Source organism: Pseudomonas sp. EL_65y_Pfl1_R83, assembly GCF_963970695.1.
In the GTDB taxonomy this organism is placed as follows: Bacteria; Pseudomonadota; Gammaproteobacteria; order Pseudomonadales; family Pseudomonadaceae; genus Aquipseudomonas; species Aquipseudomonas tritici.
On the sequence record NZ_CAXAQI010000011.1, the window covers coordinates 150,089 to 174,389 of the forward strand.

The following is a 24,301-nucleotide window of genomic DNA, read 5'->3' on the forward strand; positions in this document are numbered from 1 at the left end:
ACGGCGCGCTGTTCAACCCGCTGATGGTTCTTCTTGGGGGCTCGGGGCCGCTCCGCCAGTCGGGCCTGCACTTTCTCCCAATAGCTTCATGCTTATGATCGCTTCCGTTTAAATCTAGATGGACTCCATGCCACAAGCGGCGTTGTAAGACCGTGTGTTCCTCGGACGGCTACCCTTTTCCTGCAAGGTTTTTGGTTCAATTTTGAAATGCGGGCAACCATGGGGTTTCAGTGCATAGGAGGCAGAAGGAAACGTGAATGACAGTTCGATTTGATCTGCTATCGTGGAGGAAACACATTTCATCCCTGCTGAAGCTGAGTGGCTGCTGAGATGCGATGTCAAGGAGTTGGACCTGCCTTATCTGTTCGATAGCCCAAAGGCGCGGGCGTATAGAGGGGCAAATGTGGGGATAAAAAGTTGCTCGACGATCTCAAGCTAGAGCCGTTAACTATTCTAATTGTCGATGATCAGCCTATGAGTGTCCGGATCATCCGAGACACGGTTAGTGGTCTTGGAAAAGTTATATTTGCCACATCGGGGCTGGCGGCTATTGAAATAGTAAAGAGGTCACCGCCTGATGTTGTGCTACTCGACATTGAAATGCCTGGCATGGATGGATTTGCTGTATGTAAAGCTATCAAAAGCGATCCCGCCACAAAAGACGTTGCTATCATCTTCATTACCGCGCACGACCAAGATACTCGACAGATTGAGGCGCTTGATATGGGCGGCGTTGAATTCCTGAACAAGCCGCTGAATATTCCCATCGCGCGCGCCCGAATCAAAATGCACCTGGTCCTGCGGTTAAAGAACAAGCAGTTGATCGAAGCAAGACGAAGTCTGGAAAACGTAGTTCAAAACCTGCCCGCCTTTATTTCCCAGTGGGATAAAGAACTGCGCAACGTGTTTACTAACGATCCGGGCGGCAAATGGTTTGGTCTGCGCGGCAGCCAAATGGCGGGGCTGCACCTTTGTGATGTATTAGGAGAAACCAATTTTTTTGCCATTGAACGGCATCTTGACGCAGAGCTTAAGGGAGATAATACGTCTTTCGATATCAGTCTAATCCGCCCTGACGGAGACATGTTGCACGGTCAAGCTTCCGTGGTTTACCGCGATGTCGAAAATCGTGATGCTGGTTTTCTGCTGCTGATCACTGACGTCACGGACCGCAAACGTGCAGAGACGGCGCTATTTCGTGAAAAGGAGCGTATTCGAATTACCCTCAATTCAATTAGCGATGCCGTCATAGCAACCGATGTAGAGGGGCTGATAAGCTTTTTGAACCCGATCGCTGAAGAGATGACGGGATGGAGGGGCGCAGACGCGCTTGGTCAAGCGATCGAGAAGGTGATGCCACTGCGTGAAGCCAGTACTGGGCTCGAACTGCAAAATCCAATTCGCCTTGCGATACGCGAAAAACGAACTGTTGGTATGAAATTGAGTTCTAGATTGGTCTGTCGTGATGGCAGCACAATAGAGATTGAGGACTCCGCGGCACCCATTTTCGCTTCGGATCAGGAGCTCACAGGCGCAATTACCGTATTCCATGACGTTAGTGAAGCTCGGGCGTTGGCTATCAAGATGGCGCATTTAGCAAATCATGATGCACTGACCAACCTGCCAAATCGGATTTTACTGCGCGACCGTACTGAGCAAGCGATTCGCGACGCCAAGAGCGTGGGCGGAAGGGTCGCCTTCCTCTTTTTTGATTTGGATCACTTTAAAAGCATCAACGATTCGAGCGGTCACTCGACCGGTGATCTACTGCTCCAGCAAGTCGCTACCCGGCTTAAAAAAAGCATGCGCGGTAATGATACGGTCAGCCGCCAAGGCGGAGACGAATTTATAGTTCTATTACATAACATTCAGAAAGTTGAAGACGTCGCGTCAAAAGCAGAATATTTGCTTGGTTTGCTGTCAGAGCCTTATTGGATAGAAGGTAACCGTTTCAATCTCACTGTGAGCATAGGCATAAGCCTTTTCCCTGATGACAGCGATGATATGGCGACTCTACATCATCAAGCAGATGCGGCCATGTATCGTGCCAAACAGGATGGTCGTAATCGTTTCCAGTTTTTTTGCGCGGAAATCGAAGATACCTTGCGGTCTCGCCACCTGCTGGAAAAGCAAATGCGTGTTGCCTTAGAAAATCAGGAGTTTGAGGTCTATTACCAGCCTAAGGTGAATGCCAAGCACTCGACTATTATCGGAGCGGAAGCCTTAGTTCGCTGGAGGCGGGCTGATGGTCAACTGGTTTCTCCAGCTGAATTCATACCGATGGCGGAAGAAACCGGACTTATAGTGCCTATCGGTCTTTTTGTGCTTCGCCAAGCGTGCCTGGATGGTGTCAGGTGGCATGCAGAGGGCTTTCCCATCCTTATTGCCGTTAACGTCTCCTTGGTGCAGATGGAAGAGGTCAACTTCGTTGACTCAGTAAAGGCCGTGCTCGTAGAGACAGGTATTGCTCCAGAACTTTTGGAGCTTGAGATCACCGAGGGCGTGTTTGCCAGCAATATGATACGCACTCGTGATTCGTTGTTTGATTTAAAGGCGCTGGGAGTTTCTATTGCACTTGACGACTTTGGAATCGGTTATTCGAGTCTCGCCTACCTCAAGCGCTTCCCAATCGACGTACTCAAAATTGATCAAAGCTTTGTGCGCGATATGCTGATAGACAGCAGCGATGCTGGGATTGTGGAGGCGATAATTCAGATGGCGCAAAGTCTCAATCTCAGACTGGTCGCAGAAGGGGTTGAGCAAGAAGTTCAAGCTCAAGCACTGCTTGCTCTCGGCTGCCAGGTAATGCAGGGATATTTATATGCAAGACCGATTCCCTCGCTAGATTTTGAGGCATTACTGTTCCGAGGACTTGGTTAAATGCCCAGAAAACGCGACGACCCGAAGACCAGTTCAGCATAAGTTTTTAAGCTGTTTGTCATAAGTTAAGGATAATGAATGTCCGATTTTATTGACTTAAGTGCGATAACATCAGAGAGGCGTCTGTCCCTCGGGACATTGCCCGCTCTGCTGTTCATTCTCGGCGTGCTTTTCACAGCGGCACTTTGTTTATGGGCTTCACAGCGCAACCAAGCTACTACACATGAGGCAATGGTTGACGCCACTCAGAGGGCTCTTTCAGCCATTCAATCCCAGCTCCAGCTTTATCAGTACGGCCTTCGAGGAGCGCGAGGTGCGGTGCTCACGAAAGGCGAGCAAACAGTCACACGCGAGCAGTTCAAGCGTTACAGCGACAGTCGCGACCTTATCAGCGAGTTTCCCGGTGCGCTTGGTTTTGGGTTTATAAGACGAGTCCCTCGTCCTGAGCAAGCTAGTTTTCTAGAGGCAGCACGTCGCGACGGCATGCCTGATTTTTCGATCAGAGAGCTCTCCCCAAATGAAGGAGAGAGATATGTGATCCAATATATTGAACCGTCCGGACTGAACCGACCAGCGATTGGCCTGGACATCGCTTCGGAGGCCAACCGTAAGACGGCAGCACAAAGCGCTATGCTCAGTGGCAAAGCAACGCTGACCGGTCCAATCACGTTGGTTCAAGCGACCGGCCAGCCCAATCAATCTTTCCTTTTTTTGATGCCGATTTACCGCACAGCTAAAACGCCTGAAACAGAAGCAGCAAAAATAGACCAAGCCTATGGTTGGAGCTATGCTGTTCTCAGGATGCAGGACGTGCTGGGCGACAGCGGAGTCAATCTTGCGCACGTAGGTTTAGAGTTGCAGGATCAAACAACACCGGGTCAACCAGTAGTGTTTTACTCAACCGTGACGCCAGAAAATCTAGCGCGAGCCATCGACAGCTACTCTGTCACACAAGAGGTCTATGGCCGGAAATGGCAACTCAAACTGAGTATTTATCCAGAGTTCATTTACACACTTCCTTTGATGTCGGTGAATGCTTTGGCCTTGAGTGGCGCATTGACAAGCCTATTCATTGCTGCGTTTACCTTGTTATGGAGCAATACCCAGCGCCGCAAGGAGCTGTTGATAATGGCGAGACTACAACTTGCCAACGTGATAGAGAATTCAGTTGATGGCATTATTGTAAAAACACTCTCGGGTACGGTAGTCGGCTGGAACAAAGGTGCGGAACATCTTTTCGGCTATACGGCACCTGAGGCAACGGGTCAGTTGCTTTGCTCATTGATCGTACCTCTAGATCTTCAAGATGAGGAAATAAACATCTTAGAGCGTATTCGAGGCGGTCATGCAGTTGAGCATTTTCAAACCCTTCGGCAACATAAGGACGGCCATCTGATCCATGTGTCTGTGTCCGTATCCCCAATGTGCGACTCCGTAGGCAACATTATAGGAGCCTGCAAGACCATCCGCGACATCACTATAGAAAAGGCAGCTGAAGCGCAGGTATTGGCAAGTAATCTTTGGCTTGAGGGGGAGGTCCAAAAACGTACTTCTGAGCTGGAGAGCGCACGGCGCGCGTTGCGCACCGTTTTGGATGGCGTCCCGTCCATGATTGGCTATTGGGATACGCAACTCATCAACCGCGTCGCCAATCATGCTTATCAGGTCTGGTTTGGGCTCGATCCAGAGACGTTACCAGGACGTTCAATGCAGGCTGTATTGGGTGAACAGTTATTTCACGCCAATCGCGGTTATATAGCGGCTGTGCTGCGTGGAGAACCGCAGAGCTTCGAACGAGCGATCCCTGGACCAGATGGAAAGATCCGACATTCGCTTACCCATTACATCCCGGACACCGTCCAAGGTGACGTTAAAGGGTTTTTTGTGATAGCACATGACGTGTCCGAGATCACCGAGAGCCGCCTCAAACTGGCACAGGCACTCCGTGAAAACGACCTGTTATTGCAAACTATAAACGAGCAGCTACTTTATTCCTTAACCGATACAAACGGCCTGATTCTGGATGTGAACGAACGCTTCTGTGACGCTCACGGTTTTGCGCGAGATGGGTTACTGGGCAAGACTCACCAGTTACTTAAGTCGGGCGTTCATCCCGAATCATTCTGGCAATCGATGTGGTCCACGCTCCAAGAGGGCAAAGCGTGGCGTGGCGAAATTTGCAATCGTACGTGCGAGGGCAATCTGTGTTGGTTTGATACCGTTATTGCGCCCCGCATTGAGAGTGACGGCAGCATAAACAGTTATATTGCCTTGTGCATCGACATCACCCATCGACGCGCTGCCGATGAAGAAGTGTCGAGACTGCATTTGTTGTTGCACACTGTGTTGCAAGCGGCATCAGAAGTATCGATTATCGCAACTGATAGAGCTGGCGTCATTAGCGTATTCAATGTGGGCGCTGAGAATATGCTTGGTTATAAGGCGAGCGAAGTTTTAGGCTTTTTGACGCCCGCCAACTTTCATCTTCAGGATGAGATCTTAGCTCGTGGTCAGGTACTGACCAAAGAGTTTAATCAAGTCATTGAAGGATTCCGCGTTTTTGTGCATATTCCCGAAGTCGCTGGCGCTGAGGTGAGGCAATGGACTTACGTGCGCAAAGATGGTGAGCATCTAACCGTTTCGTTAATCGTTACTCCCATGCGCGATTTTCAGGGATGCATCACGGGTTATCTGGGCATCGCCACCGACATTACCCAGCAAGCACTACATCGACGTGAGCTTGCTGCTGCACGTGATCAACTTTTGCTTGCCGCAGAGGCGGCGCAGCTAGGGATATGGAGTTGGATTCCCGCGCAAGATCTGATGGAGTGGAATGACCGTATGTTCAGCCTCTATGCAACGCCTAGAGACTTGAAGGGTGGTGATCAACTCTACAATCATTGGCGATCGCGTATACACCCAGAAGATATAGAGGCGACTGAGACCAGTTTACTTGCTGCAATAGAGGGCCACGGGAAATATGATCCCGTTTTTAGAGCGCTCCGGCCTGACGGTTCTATTCGTTATGTGCAGGCAGGTGCTTACGTTGAGCGCGACCAAGATGGCAAAGCCACACGTATAACGGGTATTAACCTGGATATTACTGAGCGCAAGGAGGTTGAGGCCGAACTGCGTGGCGCTATAGAGCGCGCAGAACAAGCCAGCCAAGTCAAAGGCCAGTTCGTGGCCAACATGAGCCACGAAATCCGTACCCCCTTGAATGGGGTGCTGGGCATGCTACAGCTGCTGCGCAACGGTGGGTTGGATAGACGACAAGACGATTATGCGAGGAAAGCCCAGACGGCAGCTGAGTTGCTTCTCGGTCTTCTGAACGACATCCTCGACTTTTCGAAAATGGATGCGGACAGACTAGAGCTTGAGCAGCATCCATTCAGCCTTGAAACACTCCTGCGTGACCTGGCGGTTATCCTGTCAGGCAATATTGCCGATAAGCGCGTCGAGTTGTTATTTGATGTTGCCCCTCAACTCCCCAGTGCTGTTATTGGGGATCAACTTCGTTTACAGCAAATTTTGATTAACCTAGCGGGCAACGCGATAAAGTTTACCCCTGAGGGGCATGTTGTGGTGAAACTAACCGAACTGTCGCGCAATGACGAGCAGGTCGTGTTGCGCATTTCTGTTGCGGACACCGGTATAGGTATAAGCCAATCACAGATTAGCGGAATTTTTGAAGAGTTCACGCAAGCGGAAACCTCCACAACCCGACGCTTTGGTGGTACTGGTTTAGGCCTGGCAATCAGCAAGCGCCTGGTTCAGATGATGGGAGGTCAGCTACGCATTGACAGCGAGCTGGGAAAAGGCAGCACGTTTTGGTTTGATATCGCACTTGCTATTGATGATTCCGCGCCGCTCACGTCCATTCAGATTTTCACTGAGCACAGGCGTCGCGTATTGGTTGTTGATGACAACGTTTTATCAGGCCAGATTTTGGTACAGGCACTTGAAGCGTTCGGCTGGGATGTCGTTTTTGTCAGTGAAGGCTGCGCGGCTGTTCAGTTGGTTAATCAATCCATCTCTCTGGGCGTCCTCTTCGATGCCGTGATTATGGATTGGCGAATGCCCGATATGGATGGCTTGACAGCGGCAAGATTAATAAAAAATATCCCGGATCATCCAAAGCCTCCGGTGATTGTTATGGTGACAGCATTTGGCCGCGAAGAACTGGCTGACGCGGTCAAGGATCAAGACGCACCATTTCAGGACTTTCTTACCAAACCGGTTACCCCTCAACAACTTTACGCTTCCATTGAATATTCATTAGGGGTGTCAGGTCCTTCAGGTATTGTTCAAGGAGTACAGACTACGGCTGGGGCACTTGAAGGCCTACGCCTGCTCGTGGTTGAAGACAATGCGCTTAACCGACAAGTGATCAGTGAGTTGCTGAGTGCAGAAGGCGCTGAAGTGACCCTAGCAGACTGCGGACTCCTAGGCGTCGAACTTGCCATCCACGAACAAGGCGAGTTTGATGTCGTAATCATGGATGTACAAATGCCGGATATCGACGGCATGGAAGCTACTCGCCGTATTCGGTCCACTGCTCACTTTGCGTCACTGCCCATTGTCGCAATGACTGCAAATGCATCCCCTGCTGATCGTGAATTCTGCCTCGCTTCAGGCATGAACGAGCATCTAGGCAAACCTATCGATATGGCCGAAGTTATTTCCGTATTACAACAGCTGACTGGGAGAGAGCGTGAGCCCCTGTTGACGGCGAACCAATCATCGCCTTTCTATCAAAATAACTTAATCGAACCGTTTGACAAAATTTTACTCCGCCTCGGAGGACGGGCTGACGTATACGCCATGGCTCTAAGCAGTTTTGGCGATGAGTGTGAACGTCTGCTCGCTGAGCTGGAAAAAAACGCTCAGATTTTTGATGCAACGAGTGTTGCGGACACATTGCACGCACTTAGAGGTGTCGCTGCAACGGTAGGAGCCACAGCGCTAGCAAAACAGGCGGGCGAATGGGAGGCCTTAGCAAGGCAATCGCCGCCGAACAAGCCTGCGCTAGGGCTGCCCTCTGATGGAATTTCTGTGCTCCGAAATTTGATGAGGGACAGCATTGAAAAGTTGCAGAGTGCTTTTGATGCTGAGAACATTTCAAATTTGCTTGACGGGCGAGACGAGTCGCTTTGGTCATCAGAACGAAGTATTGCTTCGCTGGAGAATCTTTTGATAACCCTGGTGGCAGGTGATATGCGAGCGTTGGACGATGTCGCTGAGCTAGAAGCGCATACCCCTATCTCCCAACGGGCCGCGATTACTAGTCTCGTTAAGCTGATCCAAGACCTAGAGTTCTATGAGGCGATTGAAAGGATCAAACACTTACTTACGGAAAAGTACAAATGAAAGAACTTCTCAATCAGCTAGTCGCCACTCGGGGATTCAAGCCAAAAGTTCTTGTGGTCGACGATCAACCTGTGAATATTCGACTAATAAACGAACTATTAAAAGTTGAATACGAAATTATTATGGCGATGGACGGTAAACAGGCCCTCCTCAAATGCCAAACACAACACCCGGATTTGATACTGCTGGATGTATTGATGCCTGGCATGTCAGGCCATGACATATGCCGTAGCCTTAAAGCCAGCGAAGACACACGCAATATACCCGTAATTTTCCTGACCTCCCAGGATGAGGTGGCCGACGAAGAACTGGGGTTCGAATTAGGCGCGGTGGACTTCATTACCAAACCTGTCAGGTCCTCGGTTATCATTGCACGTGTTAGAGCTCATCTAGCCTTGAAGTTACAATCTGACTTGCTGAAAACGATTGGGCTGACAGATGGTCTTACAGGAATTCACAATCGCAGAATGTTCGATGAAAACCTACAGCGTGATTGGCTGCAGTGCGCAAGATACGGGCAATACATTTCAATATTGATGATCGATATTGATCATTTTAAGCTATACAACGATCACTACGGCCATCAAAAGGGTGATGAATGTCTACGTGCAGTTGCCAATGCGGTAAAACATGCTCTTAGACGGCCTTACGATTCGGTCGCAAGGTACGGGGGTGAAGAGTTTTCTTGTATTTTGCAAAATACGGACGTTACCGGAGCTATAAGTGTCGCCCAAGCGATGCTTGAGGCAGTACGCGCAGTGGGTATCGAACATGTTGACTCACCTGCCCATGAAATTGTGACTGTCAGTATAGGTATTGGGACGACAATTCCGACTCGGGGTGCTTTGGCTGAGGAGTTGCTCAACGCAGCTGATAAAGAGTTATATAAATCTAAGCAGGCCGGGCGTAACAGGCTTAGCTTCATCGAGCTTAAGTAGTCTCTAACTCGTAAAAAGGTTTAAACGTCTATCCTGTCAATAGGAGAGTAGGAAGTACCTCTTTGCTGCCGTAATGTGTTAAGCGACATAAACTATACCGGGGGCAAGTTGGCGGTGTAGATGACTAACTTGCGTATCGTACATTGCGGTTGAGCCCGCTGTGCCAAAACCACTGCAGTGGCGTTTCTGGATGCTCACGACAGTCTATAATTTCCACAAATCTGTCACACTTATAAGCTAACGGAGGAAAAGCTCGTGGGTCATAAGGTTATCTATCTTTTGTATCCGGCTTTTCAATTAAGCTACCACGCGTGCGCTATTTATGTGTGATGTGCTTAAAGGCCGTAATCGATATTGGCGTTTAGGTTTCGTTTGATATCAGTAAGCGGCTGTCAGGTAAGGGCACGGTGTTTCATTACCTTGTCGATGGCGATGCGATCTCGATCACTTACCAAGGCGCAAGGGTTCGTTTCGGCCAGCAGTCCGGGCGTTCCACGCTGAGTGTTGTCTGGGGTTGGTTGTCGGGCACGACGGGAGGCGGGGAGTCAAGCTACGTTGAACTTGCTGAGTGCGACAACCACTCCTAAGGCACAAACTCCACCCGCAAGCCCCGGCTCGCACTGCGCCCCTGATCATCACTGACCCGCAATCGATACTCTCCTGACTTACCCGGCCGCCAATTCAGCGTGGCTTGCGGCGGCCCTTGGCCGATCAAGGTTTGATCAGCGAACCAGTACAACGTCGCCGCATCGCTGGCCGCATTGGCATTCAGCGGGATGCTTTCCTGTGGCTGGGACAGGCGCAGCTGATAGCTCACCTGGGTCAGCGGCGAACGGATCTGCGGCGCTTCGCTCTGGTCGCTGACGCGGTTGGGTTGGCAGTTTTTCATCACGTTGGGCGGCGTGCGCCGCGGCAGGCCGGCGGCGCGGTATAGGCGTTGCACGTCACTGGGCCAGAATTCGAAGACCTCTTCGCGGGTGTATTTCGCCTCGAACGGCGGGCAGGCGGCTTTGCCGGTGCGGGTGTCGATCAGCACCGGGCGGTGCAGGTTGGACACGCGAATCGGCGAGACGCCAGGGATATACCAGGTCTTGCGGGTTTGCGGGCACCAGCGGTTGGGTAACTCGCCGGAGGCGGCGCAGATGTCGATGCGCACCAGTCCGGCGGGTGGCTTGTCGGGTTTGATCACCACATTCGGCAGGGCCAGGGGCAGGGCGTCGGCAATGCGGAAAAACAGCGGCGCAGCCGTCTTGGCGCCGATAAACGCCGGGTTCGGCCGGCCATCGAAGTTACCCACCCACACCACCAGCACGTACGGACCGACCAGGCCTGCGCTCCACGCATCGTGAAACCCCCAAGAGGTGCCGGTTTTCCAGGCGGTGCGCCAGTGGCGGCCAGGCAAGCCATCCGGGCGTGGGTTGCGACGCAGCATGTCGCGCACCATGAAGGCGGCTTGAGGCGTTAGCAGTTGGGCGCCGGTGGTCTGGGGCTGTTCCTGCAAATAGCGCAATGGCCGCAAGTGCCCGTCACCGGCCAGCATCACATACAGCCGCGCCAGTTCCTCCGGTGTCATCTCACCGCCGCCGAGGGCCAAGGCCAGGCCGTAGTGGCTTTCATCGCGCAGACCTTTGATACCGGCGTGCTGCAGCAATCCATATAAGGACGGCGACTTGACCTGGCTGGCCAGCCACACCGCCGGGATATTTCGACTGCGTATCAACGCATCCCGGGCTGTCAGCGGCCCGACAAAACTGCCGTCGAAATTTTCCGGCTGGAAGTAGCCGAAATTACTTGGCAGATCCTTGAGGATACTCATCGGGTGGATCACCCCTTGGTCCAACGCCAGCCCATACAGGAAAGGTTTGAGCGTCGAGCCCGGTGAGCGCCGCGCCAATACGCCGTTGACTTGACCGTGGAGGCTTGTGGATAAGTAATCCGCCGAGCCTACCAGCGCCTTGACGCTCTGATCGCGGCTGTCGATCAGGATGGCCGTAGCGTTTTCCACACCGGTACTGCGCCGCTCGGCGATAAATCCGGTGATCAGCCGTTCGAGTAAATGTTGCAAGGGCAAGTTGAGGGTGCTGTGCAACTCGTTGCCGGCCTGGGATGCCAGCAATTGCTCGCTCAAGTGCGGTGCCAGAAAGGGAATCTGCTGGCGGTTGCGCGCCTCCAGGGGCAGGTCCAGCAAACTGTCGTTACGCGGGTCCTGTGGGTAAGTCTCGCGCCAGTCAGCCATCAAGCGCAGCCGCGCGTTTTGCAACGACGGCCCGAAGCGCGCACGTCGCCCCGGTTGCTGCGGAATCACCGCCAACGCCAGCGCTTCGGACAACGACAGTTGTGCCGCCGACTTACCAAAGTAGATGCGGCTTGCCGCCTCGGCGCCCTCGATATTGCCGCCCATGGGCGCCATGTTCAGGTAGGCCTCAAGGATATCGTGCTTGCTGTAGCGTGCTTCCAGCCACAGCGCCAACGCCATCTGCTGCAACTTGCCCGGCACTTGGCGGGTGTTCAGATCCCACAAGCGCCGCGCCAGTTGCATGCTCAAGGTCGACCCGCCCTGGCGTTGGCCACCGCTGTAAGTGGCCAGGGCTGCGCGCAGCAACGCTGGGGGATTTATACCCGGGTGCCAGTAGAAATTACGGTCTTCCTTGAGCAGCAAGGCCTCGACCAATGACGGCGACATGCGCTCCAGCGGCAGCCACAGACGGTATTGCCCGTCATCCGCCAATGTCATGCGCAGCAGTGAACCGTCGTCGGCCAATACCACCCGTGACGAGGTCACGGCCTGTTCCAGCGGGGCATGGGGCCACAGCCGCAGCCCCGCCAGTAGAACCGCCGCTGCCAGCAGCGGCGTCAGGCGTTTAAGGCTTGGTAATTTCAAGCTGGCCTACTTTGCCGCGCCCTTGCAGGGTGGTTTCGTACATGCCTTCGGCGTAGGCCGGTGGCGTATTGAAGGTGCCGGCGTTGGTGGCACGCACGCGGTAGACGAAAGTGCCTACATCGCGCAGTGCAGTGCCGTACAACACCACCCGATCATCACGCACGTCCACATAGTCCGGCTGCCAGGTGCTTAGCTCGGTTTCGCCGATGGGCGCTTGCCATGCGTCAGCTTGCTGGCTGTCTTCTTCCACGTATTCGGACTCTTCACCTTCCTCACTGCTGGCGGCTTCCGGCTCCGGCGGCAAGTTATACACAGGCTCGACGCCACCCGGCAGCAAGTCGACCACGGCCACTTGCTGCACCTGATCACGGTCTGTAGCACGCAGACGCAGGCGTACCAGGAACTCATCACCTACCGCCACCTTGCTCACCGGCTCGCCCTTGAGGTCGAGGTATTCGTGGATGATTTCCAGGCCATTGTTGATCGGCTTGAGCTTGGCGCCCTTGTCGAAACCGGCTTCGCTGAGCATGTAGAACGCGGCCGGGCCGTCGGATTTTTCCATCACCAGCTTTTGCGTGGTGGCTGGCACGGCGGCGCGTGGTGGCTGACCGGCCATCTCCAGCAATTGCTGTTGCTTGTCACCCAGCCAGGCGGTGGCCTTGAGGGTCATGTCGCTTTGCGCGCGCTGGCCATAGTTGTCCAGGGCGCGCAGCAACAGCGCCGCCGACAGCGAGTTGTAACGCTGCTCATTGAGGCGCTTGCCGAGTTTATCCAGCAGGGCCGTGGGCACATCGTCCATTAGCTCAGGGAAGTGGCGCGCCAGCAGGTGCAGGTGTTCGGCATCGTGCACCAGCGGGTCGTAATACAAACCGTCGCTGTTCCACTTATCCACAAGCGAACGCCATGGGATTTTGCGGAACAGTGCATCGGCCTGGCGATCCTGCTTGAGCAACTTGTAGCTGGCGGCTAGGTAGGCGGCGCCCAGGTCGTTCTGCCAGGTGTCTTTGAAGTAGCTCTCGTAGCGCTCGCGGATATCGCTCAACGCACCACTCACCAGAATCCCCTGACGGCTCAGCAGGTAACTGGCGTAGGCGCGGTTGCGCAATTCCGACAAGCCTTCGCTAGGACCGTTGGCCAGGTCTGTCAGATACGCGTTCGAGCGCACCAGCAGATCTTCCGGCACAGGCGACCCGCGCTCTTTGGCTTCGATCAGAAAGTCGGTGGCGTACAGGCTGGCGTACGGCGCCACGTCCGGGTTGGCGGCCCACAAACCGAAGCCACCGGCCTGGTTCTGGCGTTGGCGCAGCATGCGCACGGCGCTGCTGAAGGCTTGTTCGGCTTGCGGTGTGTTGCCGCCCCAGATCAATGCCGGCATGGCCTTGGATACCAATTGCTCGGTGCAGGCATAGCCGTAGTCATCCAGGTAATGCTTGAGGCCGTTTGCCCATACCAGTGGCGAGGCGGCCACACCCAGTTGCACGTCACGCAGCTGGCTGAACAGTTCGCGAGTAGGTTTGAGTTCTTTGCTGGCGCCGTCGAAGCGGCCCAGGCTCAGTGCCACGCGATGTTCGCTCAGCGGTCGAATCGAGGTAGTTTCCGCCACCTGGATACGCTTGCCGTTTGGCAATACGGCGACGAAGCGTAAGTCTGCCGAACCGAGGATTTCACCCACCTTGATCTTGAACTCGGCAGTGCCTTCCTTGCGCGGTTGCAGTGACAACGTGCTGCCCTTGTCGCCCTGTACCTTGAGGCCATCGCTGGTCTGCAGTTCAACCTTTACGTCGGCCGCCGCATCGAGGTTGCTGAACACCCCGGCGCTGACGTTGAACACATCCCCGGGCGCCACAAAGGCTGGCACGTTTGGTGTGATCACGATCGGCCCGCGCACCTCGGTATTGGCTTCGCTGACACCGACGCTGTCGCTGTCCACTGCCACCGCAAACAGGTGTAGCTTGCCGTTGAAGCTGTCCGGCACCTGGTAATGCAGCACGGTTTCGCCGGCTGGCAGGTCGACCAATCCCGACCACCACGCCACCGGCGGCTGATGCTTGCGCTTGAACGGGTTGAGGTGATTGGCCAGGGCGCCTTCCGTATCGCCACCGGGCGCCGCCCCACTGAGCAGGCGGCTGAATTCCGGCAGGATTAGGTCAAGGATCTGACTGGTGCCTACCTCCAGCGCACGCTTCTGGAAGAAGAAGCCCAACGGGTCAGGCGTCTGGTAACGCGCCACTTGCAGGATGCCTTCATCTACCGCGTAGACCACTGCGCGGCCCGGGCGGTCGGCAGTGACCTTGATATCCAGCATCTGCCCCGGCTCGATTTTCGCCGGGCCTTCAACCTTCAGCGCCATGCGTCGCGCATCCAGGTTGATGCTGAACGGCACCACACCATAGGACAGCGGGCTCATGTACACCTCGGCCGAACCCATATCGCGCACAAACTGCACGTTGACGTAGGCATTGCCCTCGAGCCCTGCGGGAACGCGGATATGTTGCACGCTGTTGGTGCTGTCGGCCTTGAACCACTGCTGGGTGTAGACCTTGTCGCGCTCGATGGTGATCAAGCCGGCGCCGGTGTAGGGCGCACGGATGCTGATGGCGATCTCATCACCGGTGGCGTAGCTGCGTTTATCCAGGCGCAGTTGCAGCTCAGCGTTGCGTTCCAGCGAGCGCGAAGTGTTGCCACGCCCGGCCACGCTGTAGTCGATCTGGTTGAGCAGGTTGCCGTTGGCGTCTTTGAGTTGCAGGGTGAAATCGCCCGGGGTTCCGGTGTTCAAGGTCTGCTTGGCGCCTTGGGCGGTCATCACCAGCGGCTGCGCTGGCTGGCTGATGTTCTTGATGCGCGACTCGTACTTGTAGGTGCCGTTGGACTGTTTCACCAGCACCGACACATAACGGTGTTCGACCACTTCGCTGGTCAGGCCGTCTACCGCCAGCGGCGTAAGGTCCGCCGCGACGGCCAGCCATTGCACCTGGCGCGGCGCGTCTTTGGCGACGTACGACAGCGAATCCTGACTTTTCACACCGACCAGGTAGGGCGCGGATGACACCAGCAAGGCACTTTGCGCCGCCACATTGCGTCCGCCTTCGGCTTCGAACACCTGGCTCATCACCTGCAGGCGATAGGTGCTGTTGGCGAAGCGTTGCAGGTTGAGGTCGAGCACGGCTTGGCCGTTGTCGTCGACGGTGGTTTCGGCCAGGTCTTCAGTGCTGGCGTCTTCTAGGGCGTCGTTGAGGCGGAAACGGTAATCGGGGTAACGGTCAAACGCCGCGAGCGTCGGGCTCAGGGACATTTTCGCGGTCACGCGACGGCCGGCCGCCGGTGCGCCGAACAAGTGCATGGCGGTGACCTTGGCTACCACTTGGTCCGGTGGAATCCAGCCCTGCACAGGCGTGTCATGCAAACTCAGGCTGACCTTCATGCGGTCCGGTTCGAAGTCGCGGACCTTGAAGCTCACGCTGCCCAAGTCGGTACGGGTCTGCTTCTGGCCAATCAACTGCAAGGTTGCGGTGTACTCCCCGGCCGGCGCCACTTCGCTGCTGGGGAAATCAAAGGTTTCAAAACCGCTGGCGGACAGCTTCACCGGCTGGCGGATGATTTCCAGGCCACGCGGATCGGTGATTTGCAGCTCCACCGGCAGGCCTTGCAGCGCGCCTTTCCAGTTGCCGCTGCGCACGATCATGCCAAGGTGCGCGGTTTCACCGGGCCGGTACAGGCCACGGTCGGTAAACAGGTAGGCGCTGAGGCGATCAATCGCACCATCTTCTTCCAAACCGCCTACGTCGAAGCGCGACAAATCCAATTGCTGGGACTGGCGGGCAATGGGCAGGAACGACTGATCATTACCGCGAGTGACCACATACATCAGTGGCGTTTTCTCACGACGCAGTTCATCCAGCTTGGCGAAATGCGCGTGGCCTTCGCCGTCGGTATGGCCGCTGGCGACCGGCAAACCGTTGCGACCGATGATATCAACTTGGGCGTCGGACACCGGCGAGCCGTTGCCGATGGACTGCACATACACATCGTGGCTGCCATCGCTGGAGCGCTTGGCGATGATGCCGAGGTCGGTCACCACGATAAAACGCAGGTCGCTGGTGCTGTTGCGCTCGTACTCGAACGTACGCTCGGCGGGGTCATCCTGCGGGCTGAGCTTGAGGACAAAAATACCGCGACGTCCGCCATTGGCGGTGAGGTAGTGGCTGAGGTCCACATTGCCGTAGACGGTTTTTGCCGGATCATTGGATGACAGAGGAATATCCAAAGACTGACGCTCGACCATGCGATCGAAGTACTCATTGCCAAAGTTTGGTCGCGCAAAGCTGCCGCTGCTCTGGTCCACCAGATGTTGCAGCTGGTTGGGCAATAGGCGGGCGATTTCCACATGGGCGCCGGGCACGCCACGGGCCATGAACCCTAGGCGTTTTTCGCCATTGAGGCTGAGCAAGGCGCCGTCAGACAAGAACTGCAAGGTACGTGGATACGCCGGCATGCTGATCAGCGACGCCGTCGGAGTTTTTGCCAGGTAGCCACCGATGGCTTCAAGGTTGGCGGGCACTCGTACATACACCGCGCGACCGGCCGGGGCCTTGAATTTGAAAGCGTGCAGGGTGTTCAGCGGCTCGACGCTGGGCACGTGGGTCAGGTTGACCTTGGTGCTGCGGGCGAGCAGGGCGTCGTCGATCTCGTTGCTGTTGTAGGGGCGAGTGTCGTCCTGGACTTTTTCTGGCAACAGCCAGGCCTGGACCTTACCGGCGATGGTGTCGTCGGCTACGGCGCTGGAGCTGCTGAACATCAGCACGGGCTCCGGTTCGCCACGTTCGTTGTCGACAAAACTCACTTCGGCCCCGGTAAAGGTCAGGCGATAGCGACCGGGCACGGTGACGTCCGCCACCAGCGGTGCGCTGCTGGCGTTGCCGCCGTCGCGGGCCTTAATGCCTTCGTCGAGCTTAGCGCTGACCGGTGTGCTTTCCAGCGGCGTAGCCAGGGCGGCGGAGCGTACGTAGGCGTTTAGCTTTTTCTCGTCGAAGGTGATTTCCGGGCGGTTGGGCAACTGGGCGTCGCGGTAGACCAGGCCTTTGCCGAGGGTCACCGTTACGCGCTTGCGTAGGCTGTCTTCATCCACTGGGTGTGAAAAATGGAAGGTGGCCACCAGCTGTTTCAGCGTCGGGTTGGACGGGTCCTGGTACAGCTCGTTTTGCGCCAGGGTGGCTCGGAACGGTTGGGTGGAAAACTGCATGCTGTACTGGTCCAGTAACACGCCATCGGCCAGCAGGTTTTTCTTGGCCAGGTCCAGGGTGTAATGGGCGTCGATGGGCCAGTCTTTCTCAGGTACGAACTGCAGGGTACGGTCGTCGGACCAACGCCAGGTGCCCGCAACCGCAGGTTTGAGGCTAATACCGTCGGTGACCGGTTTGCCGATGGCCGCCAACGGGGCCACGGATTCGCCGAAACGCACCTGCACGTTATCCACAACCGGCTGCTGCTGGGTGTAGTCGGTGAGGTTCGGTTTGTGCAGCGAATAGCTCGCGGTGTGCGGCTGCGGCAGGTTGGAATACCAATGCCAGCCGTAGAACCCGGCGGCGGCCAGCAGGACCAGGCCTAACACGCCGGCACCGGTCTGGCGCGGATAAGCGCGGGCTTTGCTGCCCATGTTCGCCAACCCACGGCCGGTAGCGCGCAGCCAAAGCGGCGGATGCCATTGGCCAAAGACGGCCCCCACCACAGTCAATAACGCACCGACAATACGGCGGCTGATCGCTTTGAACGAATCGGACATGGTGAGCATCCCTGGCTAAGTGCGGCGTATCTTACACGCGTCTTTGATACAAAAGATGACGCCATACGCCGACGGCTTTGGCCGAATCATTTAGCCCCTCGGCACAGTGGAGCAGGTCCGAGGCGTAGGCCGGGGCGCCCTCGAGGCTGAGGTCGGTATGGGGGGTGAAAAAGTGGTGGGGCGGGTTGGGCTTTACTTTGCTCATTGCGGTAACTCCAATGTAGTCGATTGGAGCAGCCACGAATCGCGACTAAACGATGGGGTGGCGCTTGTGCGCCCCATGTAAATCTTTCCCGAGCGACTAAACCCGGTCACTGAATTGGCAGTGACAAACGCAGACTAGCCACCCAAAGGCAGGGCACAAGCGGCTGGGATTCTCTCGGAAATGTCCGGGGAGGTAGGACTGCTTTTTTCAGACATTACCTCGGCCCAAAAGCGTTGACGTTTGCGGATTGGGCTATGGCAGGTTTTGTCTGCCTTTAGGCATACAAATGATTGGTGAGCATCACAAAACAACTGTGGGAGCGAGCAAGCCCGCTCCCACATTTTGATCTTCAGAGGGCTTGAGGTCGGTGGCTCAGGTCCACCAGTAGCGCACGAGGTGGAAGAAAATCGGCGCCGCAAAACACACCGAATCCAGCCGATCCAACATACCGCCGTGCCCTTCGATCATATGCCCCCAGTCCTTCACGCCCCGGTCGCGCTTGATCGCCGACATCACAATGCCGCCGGCAAACCCCAGCAGGTTGATCAACAGCGCAATCAGGAAAGACTGCCAAGGATTGAACGGCGTGGTCCACCACAGTGCCGCACCGATCAGGGATGACAAGAGGATGCCGCCGACAAACCCTTCCACTGTTTTCGACGGTGACAAGTTAGGCGCGATCTTGTGTTTGCCGAACAGCTTGCCGCACACGTACTGCAGCACGTCGGACAGTTGCACCACGATCACCAGGTAGGCGATCAACAACAGGTTGCGGCCTTCGTAGCCGGGGATGTCGAGGGTGAGCAAGGCGGGCACGAAGGATACGCAGAACACCGCGATCATCAGGCCCCATTGCACCTTCGACGCGCGCTCAAGGAAGTGCGTGCTGTCGCCGCCCAGCGAGGCGAGGATCGGTAGCAGCAGGAACACATACACCGGGATGAAGATCGAGAACAACCCATACCAGTCCGAGTAAATCAGCAGGTATTGCAGTGGCAACGCCAGGTAGAACGCGGCGACCAGCGCCGGGTAGTCGCTGCGGCGGGTGGGCGTGAGCGTGAGGAATTCGCGCAGGGCGTAAAACGATACGGCATAGAACAGCAGGATCACCGCGCCGGTGCCGAGCCAGAAGGCGACACCGATGACTACCACCATCACCCACCAGGCGTTGATGCGCGCGTTGAGGTTGTCGATCACCGCGTTCGGGTTGCCACGGGTACGCAGTTTGAGGATCAGGCCGATCAGCGAGGCGAGCACCAGGATCGCGCCGATGCCGCCGAACAACATCAGGGTTTGGCTATCCATCTCAGGAATGCTCCGGGGCAAGGGCGAGCAGAGCATCGCGAGTACGGGCGAGGAAGGCGACTTTGTCTTCGCCTTCTTCCAGTTGCAGCGGTGCGCCGAAGCTGGTGGTGCACAACAATGGCAGCGGCAATACGCGACCTTTGGGCATGACACGGTTGAGGTTGGCGATCCACACAGGAACCAGTTCGGCCTGTGGGTAACTTTTTGCCAGGTGGTACAGGCCGCTTTTGAACGGCAACAGGCCATCCTCAAGATTGCGCGTGCCTTCGGGGAAGATGATCAGCGAGTCGCCGCCTTCCAGCGCATTGAGCATGGGCTGTAATGGGTTATCCACAGGGTCTTTGCGTTCGCGGTCGATCAGCACGCCGTTGAACACGCGGTTGATGATGTAGCGACGCAAGGCACTTTTATTCCAGTAATCGCTGCCGGCCACCGGGCGCGTGAATTTGCGCAGGTTCTGGGGCAACGAGGCCCACAGCAACACGAAGTCGCCGTGGCTGCTGTGGTTGGCGAAGTAGATGCGCTGCACCGGCACCGGCGCGCAACCGAGCCACAGGCTGCGGGCGCCAGTGACGGTGCGGGCCATGGAGGTAATCAGCGTGGCGACCACGGGTTCGAACATGAGGATTCCTTATCCGGCGAAAGGCAGCCAAGGGCTGGCGAGGATCACGGCCAGGGTCAGCAGCGCTTGCGCGCCGAGCAGCCAGGCTTGTTTGCGCAGCAGTTTGAGTGCGCCGCGACGGCGCTCGGTCCAGGGCCGGCCAGCGCGTTTGGGCGATTGCAGGCCGAGGGTTTGCAGGGCCTGGTCGAGGTCGGCGGTGCGCTCGATGTCGCGCGCCAGCAGGGCGAACAGGTCAGCGTCAAACGCCACACGCAGCGCCCAGTACTTTTGCAGCAGTCCGAGGATAATCATCCACAGGCTCAGTAGCAGGCAAATCGGCGAAATACTCGCTATCAACAGTTGAGCCAAGCCAAATAACACGCCGACCAGCGTCAGGCCTGTTGATAACTGATCCAGCGAACGGCCGCGACGCAGCAGGCTGGCGACGACCTGAAGTTCCATATCAACGGGCATGGGACAAACCCTCCAAGGCTTCTCGGTGAGCAGGGTGCAGGACCACGTCGGGCCGCGCTGTACGAATGATAGTCAGCGCATTCTCTACCGTCGCGGCACGTCCGGTAGACAACAGCCAGGCGGCGACGGCGGTTGCGCTGCGCGAATAGCCAAGGGCGCAGCACACCAGCAATGGGCCGCTGGCGCGCAAGCGTTCGATGGCGTGTGCGGCTTGCCGGCATTCGTCGGGTGTCGGTGCGACAAGGTCCAGCACGGGTATGGACTGATAGGCGCGTCCCTGTGGATTAATCGGCAATTCTGCGCAGAGATCGACGATGGCCTTGAAGGGCGCCTGCTCACTTGTCGTAGGAATACGACCAAGCCAGACGTTATCCACAACCCGGTCGGGTTGTGGATGTTTGCGTGTCCACAGCCGTGAGTTGATCCAGGCAGCTGCCAGATAGGGCGCGTATAGCCAGCGCGCGGCAGGGGTTAGTTGGCCATCGGCGCGTTTCTGAAAGCCCGAAGCGCCCAGTACCAAGTAATTGGCTTTGACCAACGCGAGAGAAACCGACGGCCAGAGTATCCACAGCCAGCCACCGCCCAGTACAACGGCAAGCATCGCCAACAGCAAAGCGCACACGCCGTAACGCACGCCTAACCGCCAGCGTTTGGGCGCGCGCGTCAGCCGCGCATTCAACAATGGACTCGGGTGTTCAACCGGCCACAACCACACGCAAATCCACCCCGCGAGGGCGCCTGTGGGTAAGTCGATAAAGTGATGTTGATAAGTGGTCAGTACCGAAATACCGATCAACGCGAACCAGCCATGCACCACCCACCGCCAGAACCCTTGAGTGTGGCGCTGGAACATGACCCACAGGATCACCAGCAGTGCGATATGCAGCGAGGGCGCCTGGTTGAACGGCTTGTCGAACCCGGCCAGCACCGCAAACAGCCAGCCGAATACGCCATCCAGTTCAGGCCGCTCGAAGGTGAAGCGCAACGGCCAGATCAGGAAGCTGCTCACGGCAATCACCTGCGCACTCAGCAGCCGCAACGCGTGTTGTTTCAACTCGTGGCGGGTACTGGGCAGCAGGAGTGAGCACCCATACAGCAGGTCGATGGACCAGTAGGGCACAATGGTCCAGGCCCAAAACGGCATATGGGTTTCCCAGCCGAACACCAGCGTGCCGACGTCGCTGCGCTGGCTGGTGACCCAGGTGGCAAAGCCGTAGGTGCTGAAGAACAGCGGCGCCAACAGCAGCAGCCATAAAACCGCTGGTTTCAATAAACCGGGTTCGCGCATGCTCAGATCTTCTGCGCCAGTGACACGGTAAAGATGCCCCACTCATCCACACGCTGGGTGATCTTGCGAAAGCCCGCAGCCTCGACCAACTGATCCATTTCCGCCTGGCTGCGCCGACGCATGACCCAGGCCTGGCCCTGGCGATGACTGGTCAGCGCACGGGCAATCAGTTCCAACTGCGGGTGCCATGGTTGGCCGGTGTACACCAGGTAGCCGCCGGGCTCCACGGCTTCGGCCAGGCCGGCCAGCGAGCCGCCGACCATGCCGTTATCGGCAAACAATTCATACAGCCCGGACACCACTGCCAGTGTCGGCTTGGGGTCCAGCGCGGCCAGGTCGAGGCGATCAAACGCATCGCCTTTGACGAACTGCGCGATATCCCCCAGGCCCTTCTCGCGAATCAAGGCGCCACCGTCGCGCACGTTGATGTCGCTGTAGTCGCGCAGCAGGATCGACTCCGGCAGCGGCGACACGCCCTGCAAGGCTTCCAGGATGTAGCGACCATGACCGGCGGCAATATCCACAATGCGCACTTCGCGATCATCCGCGCATAACTTGGCCATGGCCAGGCGCAGCAGTTCCTCGACGTTCAGCTTGCGCTGGCGAATGCCGCGCCAGCCGATGGAGTTGAGGTAATTGGTGTCGATCATCCGCCCCAGCCGACCTTTGCCGGTGGGTGTGTTGCGGTACACGTAGTCCAGGGTGCTGCCAGAGTCGAAGCCGGTGTCGAAACCCAGTTTCACCCCATCCGACAGATTTTTGCCCAGGCCCATGCTGGCGCGGGTCATGCGCCAGTACAGGTCGCGCAAGGAGTTGCGCGGCAACGGCGCGGCAAGGGATTCGGACTCGGCGCAGGTGGCGCCGATTTTGTCGGCGTGGAGCAACGGGGCGCGGTCCAGCGGGTGTTCGAAGTTCTGCAGGATAAAGCGCTTGGCGCTGCTCACGGCGGTCGCGCGGTCGCGTTCGCCGAGGGTGTCGTGAAAGAAACCGGGGAGGATATGCAGCTCTTTTTTCAGGCTGCCGAGACGATCGAAAAATTGCTGCTGGGGTTTGCGGTGCACCACAAAGTCGGAGCCCGAGATCAGCAATTGGGTCGGCACCTGGATCGCTTGGGCATCGGCTACAACCCGGTCGGCCGCTTCGTACAGGCCGAGCAGCACATTCACCGAAATGGCCTTGGTGATCAGCGGGTCACTGTCGTAGGACACCACGCGTTCCGGGTCATGGCTGAGGAACTTGGCCTTGACGTAACTGTTGACGAAAAAGTTGCCACGAAACTTGCGCATCAGCGCCAGGCCCGGCCGGGCGAATGGTACGTAGAGCTTGACCTTGAACGCCGGGGAGGCAAGCACCAGGGCGCGGATCTTCGGTGCGTAATCGTGCACCCAGGTCGCGGCAATCACCGCGCCGACGCTTTGGGCGATGACGGCGAAGTTTTCTTCTTCGATGCCATAGGTGGCGCCAATGTGATCGCAGAACGTCTGCACATCGCGGGCGCTGGTGGCAAAGCTCGGGCTGTCACCGCGCGCGCCGGGCGAATGGCCGTGGCCACGGGCATCCCAGGCGAAAAAGTCGAATGCCGGCAGGTCCAGTTCATCCACCAGATGGGCGATGCGCCCCGAATGCTCGTGGCCGCGATGGAACAGCACGATCGCCTTGCGCGGCTCATCGCCAAACGCAGCGGTAGCCGGCCAGTGCCGGTAGAAAAGCTCGACGCCATCGTGGGTACTGAAGGTGTGCTCTTGCTGTTCGCGCATCGCAAAATCCTTATGCAGAAGGGGAAGTCGTTTCGTTAAGACCTTGGCGCACGCGGTTGACCAGGGTGTAGGCGAGCAGGGCGGCGACCAGCCACATCACCGCATCGACCCAACCCGCGCCCAGCCAGCCCAGCGCCACGCCGGTGGCCAGCACACCCAATACAAACGCTCGATCGCTCTTGCCCATCGGCCCGTCATAGCGGCGCGACGCGCCCACCATCGGCCCAAGCACTCCGGCGTATTCGCTGAACACCGCCAGCAGCGCCACCAGCAACACAGGCGCCAGGCTTACGCCGGGGATCAATGCAAACGGCAGGATCAGCGCGCTGTCGGCGATCACGTCGCACAGTTCATTGAGGTAGGCGCCCAGGCGCGACTGCTGGCCGAATTCTCGGGCGAGCATACCGTCGATGGCATTGAGGGCCATGCGCAGGATCATCCACAGCGGGATCAGCGCAAACAGCCACAGGTGTAGGGCAAAGCTGGCGATCAACAGGCCGACCAGCAGCGAAATCACGCCGGCCAGAAGGGTGATCTGGTTGGCGGTGGTGCCGTTGTCGTAGAGGCGCTGCACCAGAGGGCGCAGCAGGTTTTGAAAGCGCGGCTTGAGCTGATAGATCGAAATCATAAGGGGTAACGCTTCCTTGTCCATTGACCCGCGAAAAACTGGTCTGGAGTGTGCCGATTAATCGCAGCCTGCACCAGTGATGGCGCGTGTTTATGGGGGTTTAGTCACGATCTTGGACACAACGATGTCCCTGTGTGGCAGCTGGCAAGTCAGCTCTCACACAGGACCGCTTCCACAGGGGGGTTGGGGGGTACT

General features: G+C 56.9%; 13 protein-coding genes. 4 read left to right on the top strand and 9 right to left on the bottom strand.

Going from position 1 to position 24,301, the window contains the following annotated elements; genetic code table 11:
• Positions 1–417 precede the first annotated feature (417 nt).
• The 4 genes from AACY08_RS17400 to AACY08_RS17415 all read left to right on the top strand — a co-directional run bounded on the left by AACY08_RS17400 (position 418) and on the right by AACY08_RS17415 (position 9,775).
• Entirely contained in the window at positions 418–2,880 is a 2,463-nt protein-coding gene (locus AACY08_RS17400) for a GGDEF/EAL domain-containing response regulator (protein WP_339470561.1), read from the top strand.
• A gap of 78 nt (positions 2,881–2,958) precedes the next feature.
• Positions 2,959–8,250, top strand: a complete 5,292-nt coding sequence (locus tag AACY08_RS17405) for a PAS domain S-box protein (RefSeq protein ID WP_339470562.1) — start codon at positions 2,959–2,961, stop codon at positions 8,248–8,250.
• Positions 8,247–9,188, top strand: a complete 942-nt coding sequence (locus tag AACY08_RS17410) for a diguanylate cyclase (protein ID WP_339470563.1) — start codon at positions 8,247–8,249, stop codon at positions 9,186–9,188. The genes AACY08_RS17405 and AACY08_RS17410 overlap by 4 nt, the downstream gene beginning before the upstream one ends.
• 377 nt (positions 9,189–9,565) lie before the next feature.
• Positions 9,566–9,775 (top strand): hypothetical protein, encoded by a 210-nt coding sequence (locus AACY08_RS17415; protein ID WP_339470606.1) that lies wholly within the window; start codon positions 9,566–9,568, stop codon positions 9,773–9,775.
• Here the strand turns inward: AACY08_RS17415 and pbpC are convergent.
• The 9 genes from pbpC to AACY08_RS17460 form a co-directional block, all read right to left on the bottom strand.
• Positions 9,772–12,069, bottom strand: coding sequence for a penicillin-binding protein 1C (gene pbpC / locus AACY08_RS17420; RefSeq protein WP_339470564.1), 2,298 nt, complete (start codon positions 12,067–12,069; stop codon positions 9,772–9,774). The two genes, AACY08_RS17415 and pbpC, sit on opposite strands and share 4 nt — an antisense overlap.
• Positions 12,050–17,848, bottom strand: coding sequence for an alpha-2-macroglobulin (locus AACY08_RS17425; RefSeq protein WP_339470567.1), 5,799 nt, complete (start codon positions 17,846–17,848; stop codon positions 12,050–12,052). Before AACY08_RS17425 ends, pbpC begins: the two co-directional genes overlap by 20 nt.
• A 31-nt stretch (positions 17,849–17,879) precedes the next feature.
• Positions 17,880–18,053: a hypothetical protein gene (locus AACY08_RS17430; RefSeq protein ID WP_339470568.1), complete on the bottom strand. Its 174-nt coding sequence runs from the start codon at positions 18,051–18,053 to the stop codon at positions 17,880–17,882.
• A 372-nt stretch (positions 18,054–18,425) separates the two neighbouring features.
• Positions 18,426–19,358, bottom strand: a complete 933-nt coding sequence (locus tag AACY08_RS17435) for a phosphatidate cytidylyltransferase (protein WP_065910146.1) — start codon at positions 19,356–19,358, stop codon at positions 18,426–18,428.
• A gap of 1 nt (position 19,359) precedes the next feature.
• Positions 19,360–19,980, bottom strand: coding sequence for a lysophospholipid acyltransferase family protein (locus AACY08_RS17440; protein ID WP_065875565.1), 621 nt, complete (start codon positions 19,978–19,980; stop codon positions 19,360–19,362).
• 9 nt (positions 19,981–19,989) lie between these two features.
• Positions 19,990–20,433, bottom strand: coding sequence for a hypothetical protein (locus AACY08_RS17445; protein ID WP_339470569.1), 444 nt, complete (start codon positions 20,431–20,433; stop codon positions 19,990–19,992).
• Positions 20,423–21,721: a phosphatase PAP2/dual specificity phosphatase family protein gene (locus AACY08_RS17450; RefSeq protein WP_339470570.1), complete on the bottom strand. Its 1,299-nt coding sequence runs from the start codon at positions 21,719–21,721 to the stop codon at positions 20,423–20,425. The genes AACY08_RS17445 and AACY08_RS17450 overlap by 11 nt, the downstream gene beginning before the upstream one ends.
• A gap of 2 nt (positions 21,722–21,723) precedes the next feature.
• Positions 21,724–23,478 carry a bifunctional alpha/beta hydrolase/class I SAM-dependent methyltransferase gene (locus AACY08_RS17455; RefSeq protein WP_339470571.1) on the bottom strand — a complete coding sequence of 585 codons (1,755 nt, stop codon included), beginning with the start codon at positions 23,476–23,478 and terminating at the stop codon, positions 21,724–21,726.
• Between the two features lie 10 nt (positions 23,479–23,488).
• Positions 23,489–24,106, bottom strand: a complete 618-nt coding sequence (locus AACY08_RS17460) for a CDP-alcohol phosphatidyltransferase family protein (protein WP_339470572.1) — start codon at positions 24,104–24,106, stop codon at positions 23,489–23,491.
• Between the last annotated feature and the right edge of the window lie 195 nt (positions 24,107–24,301).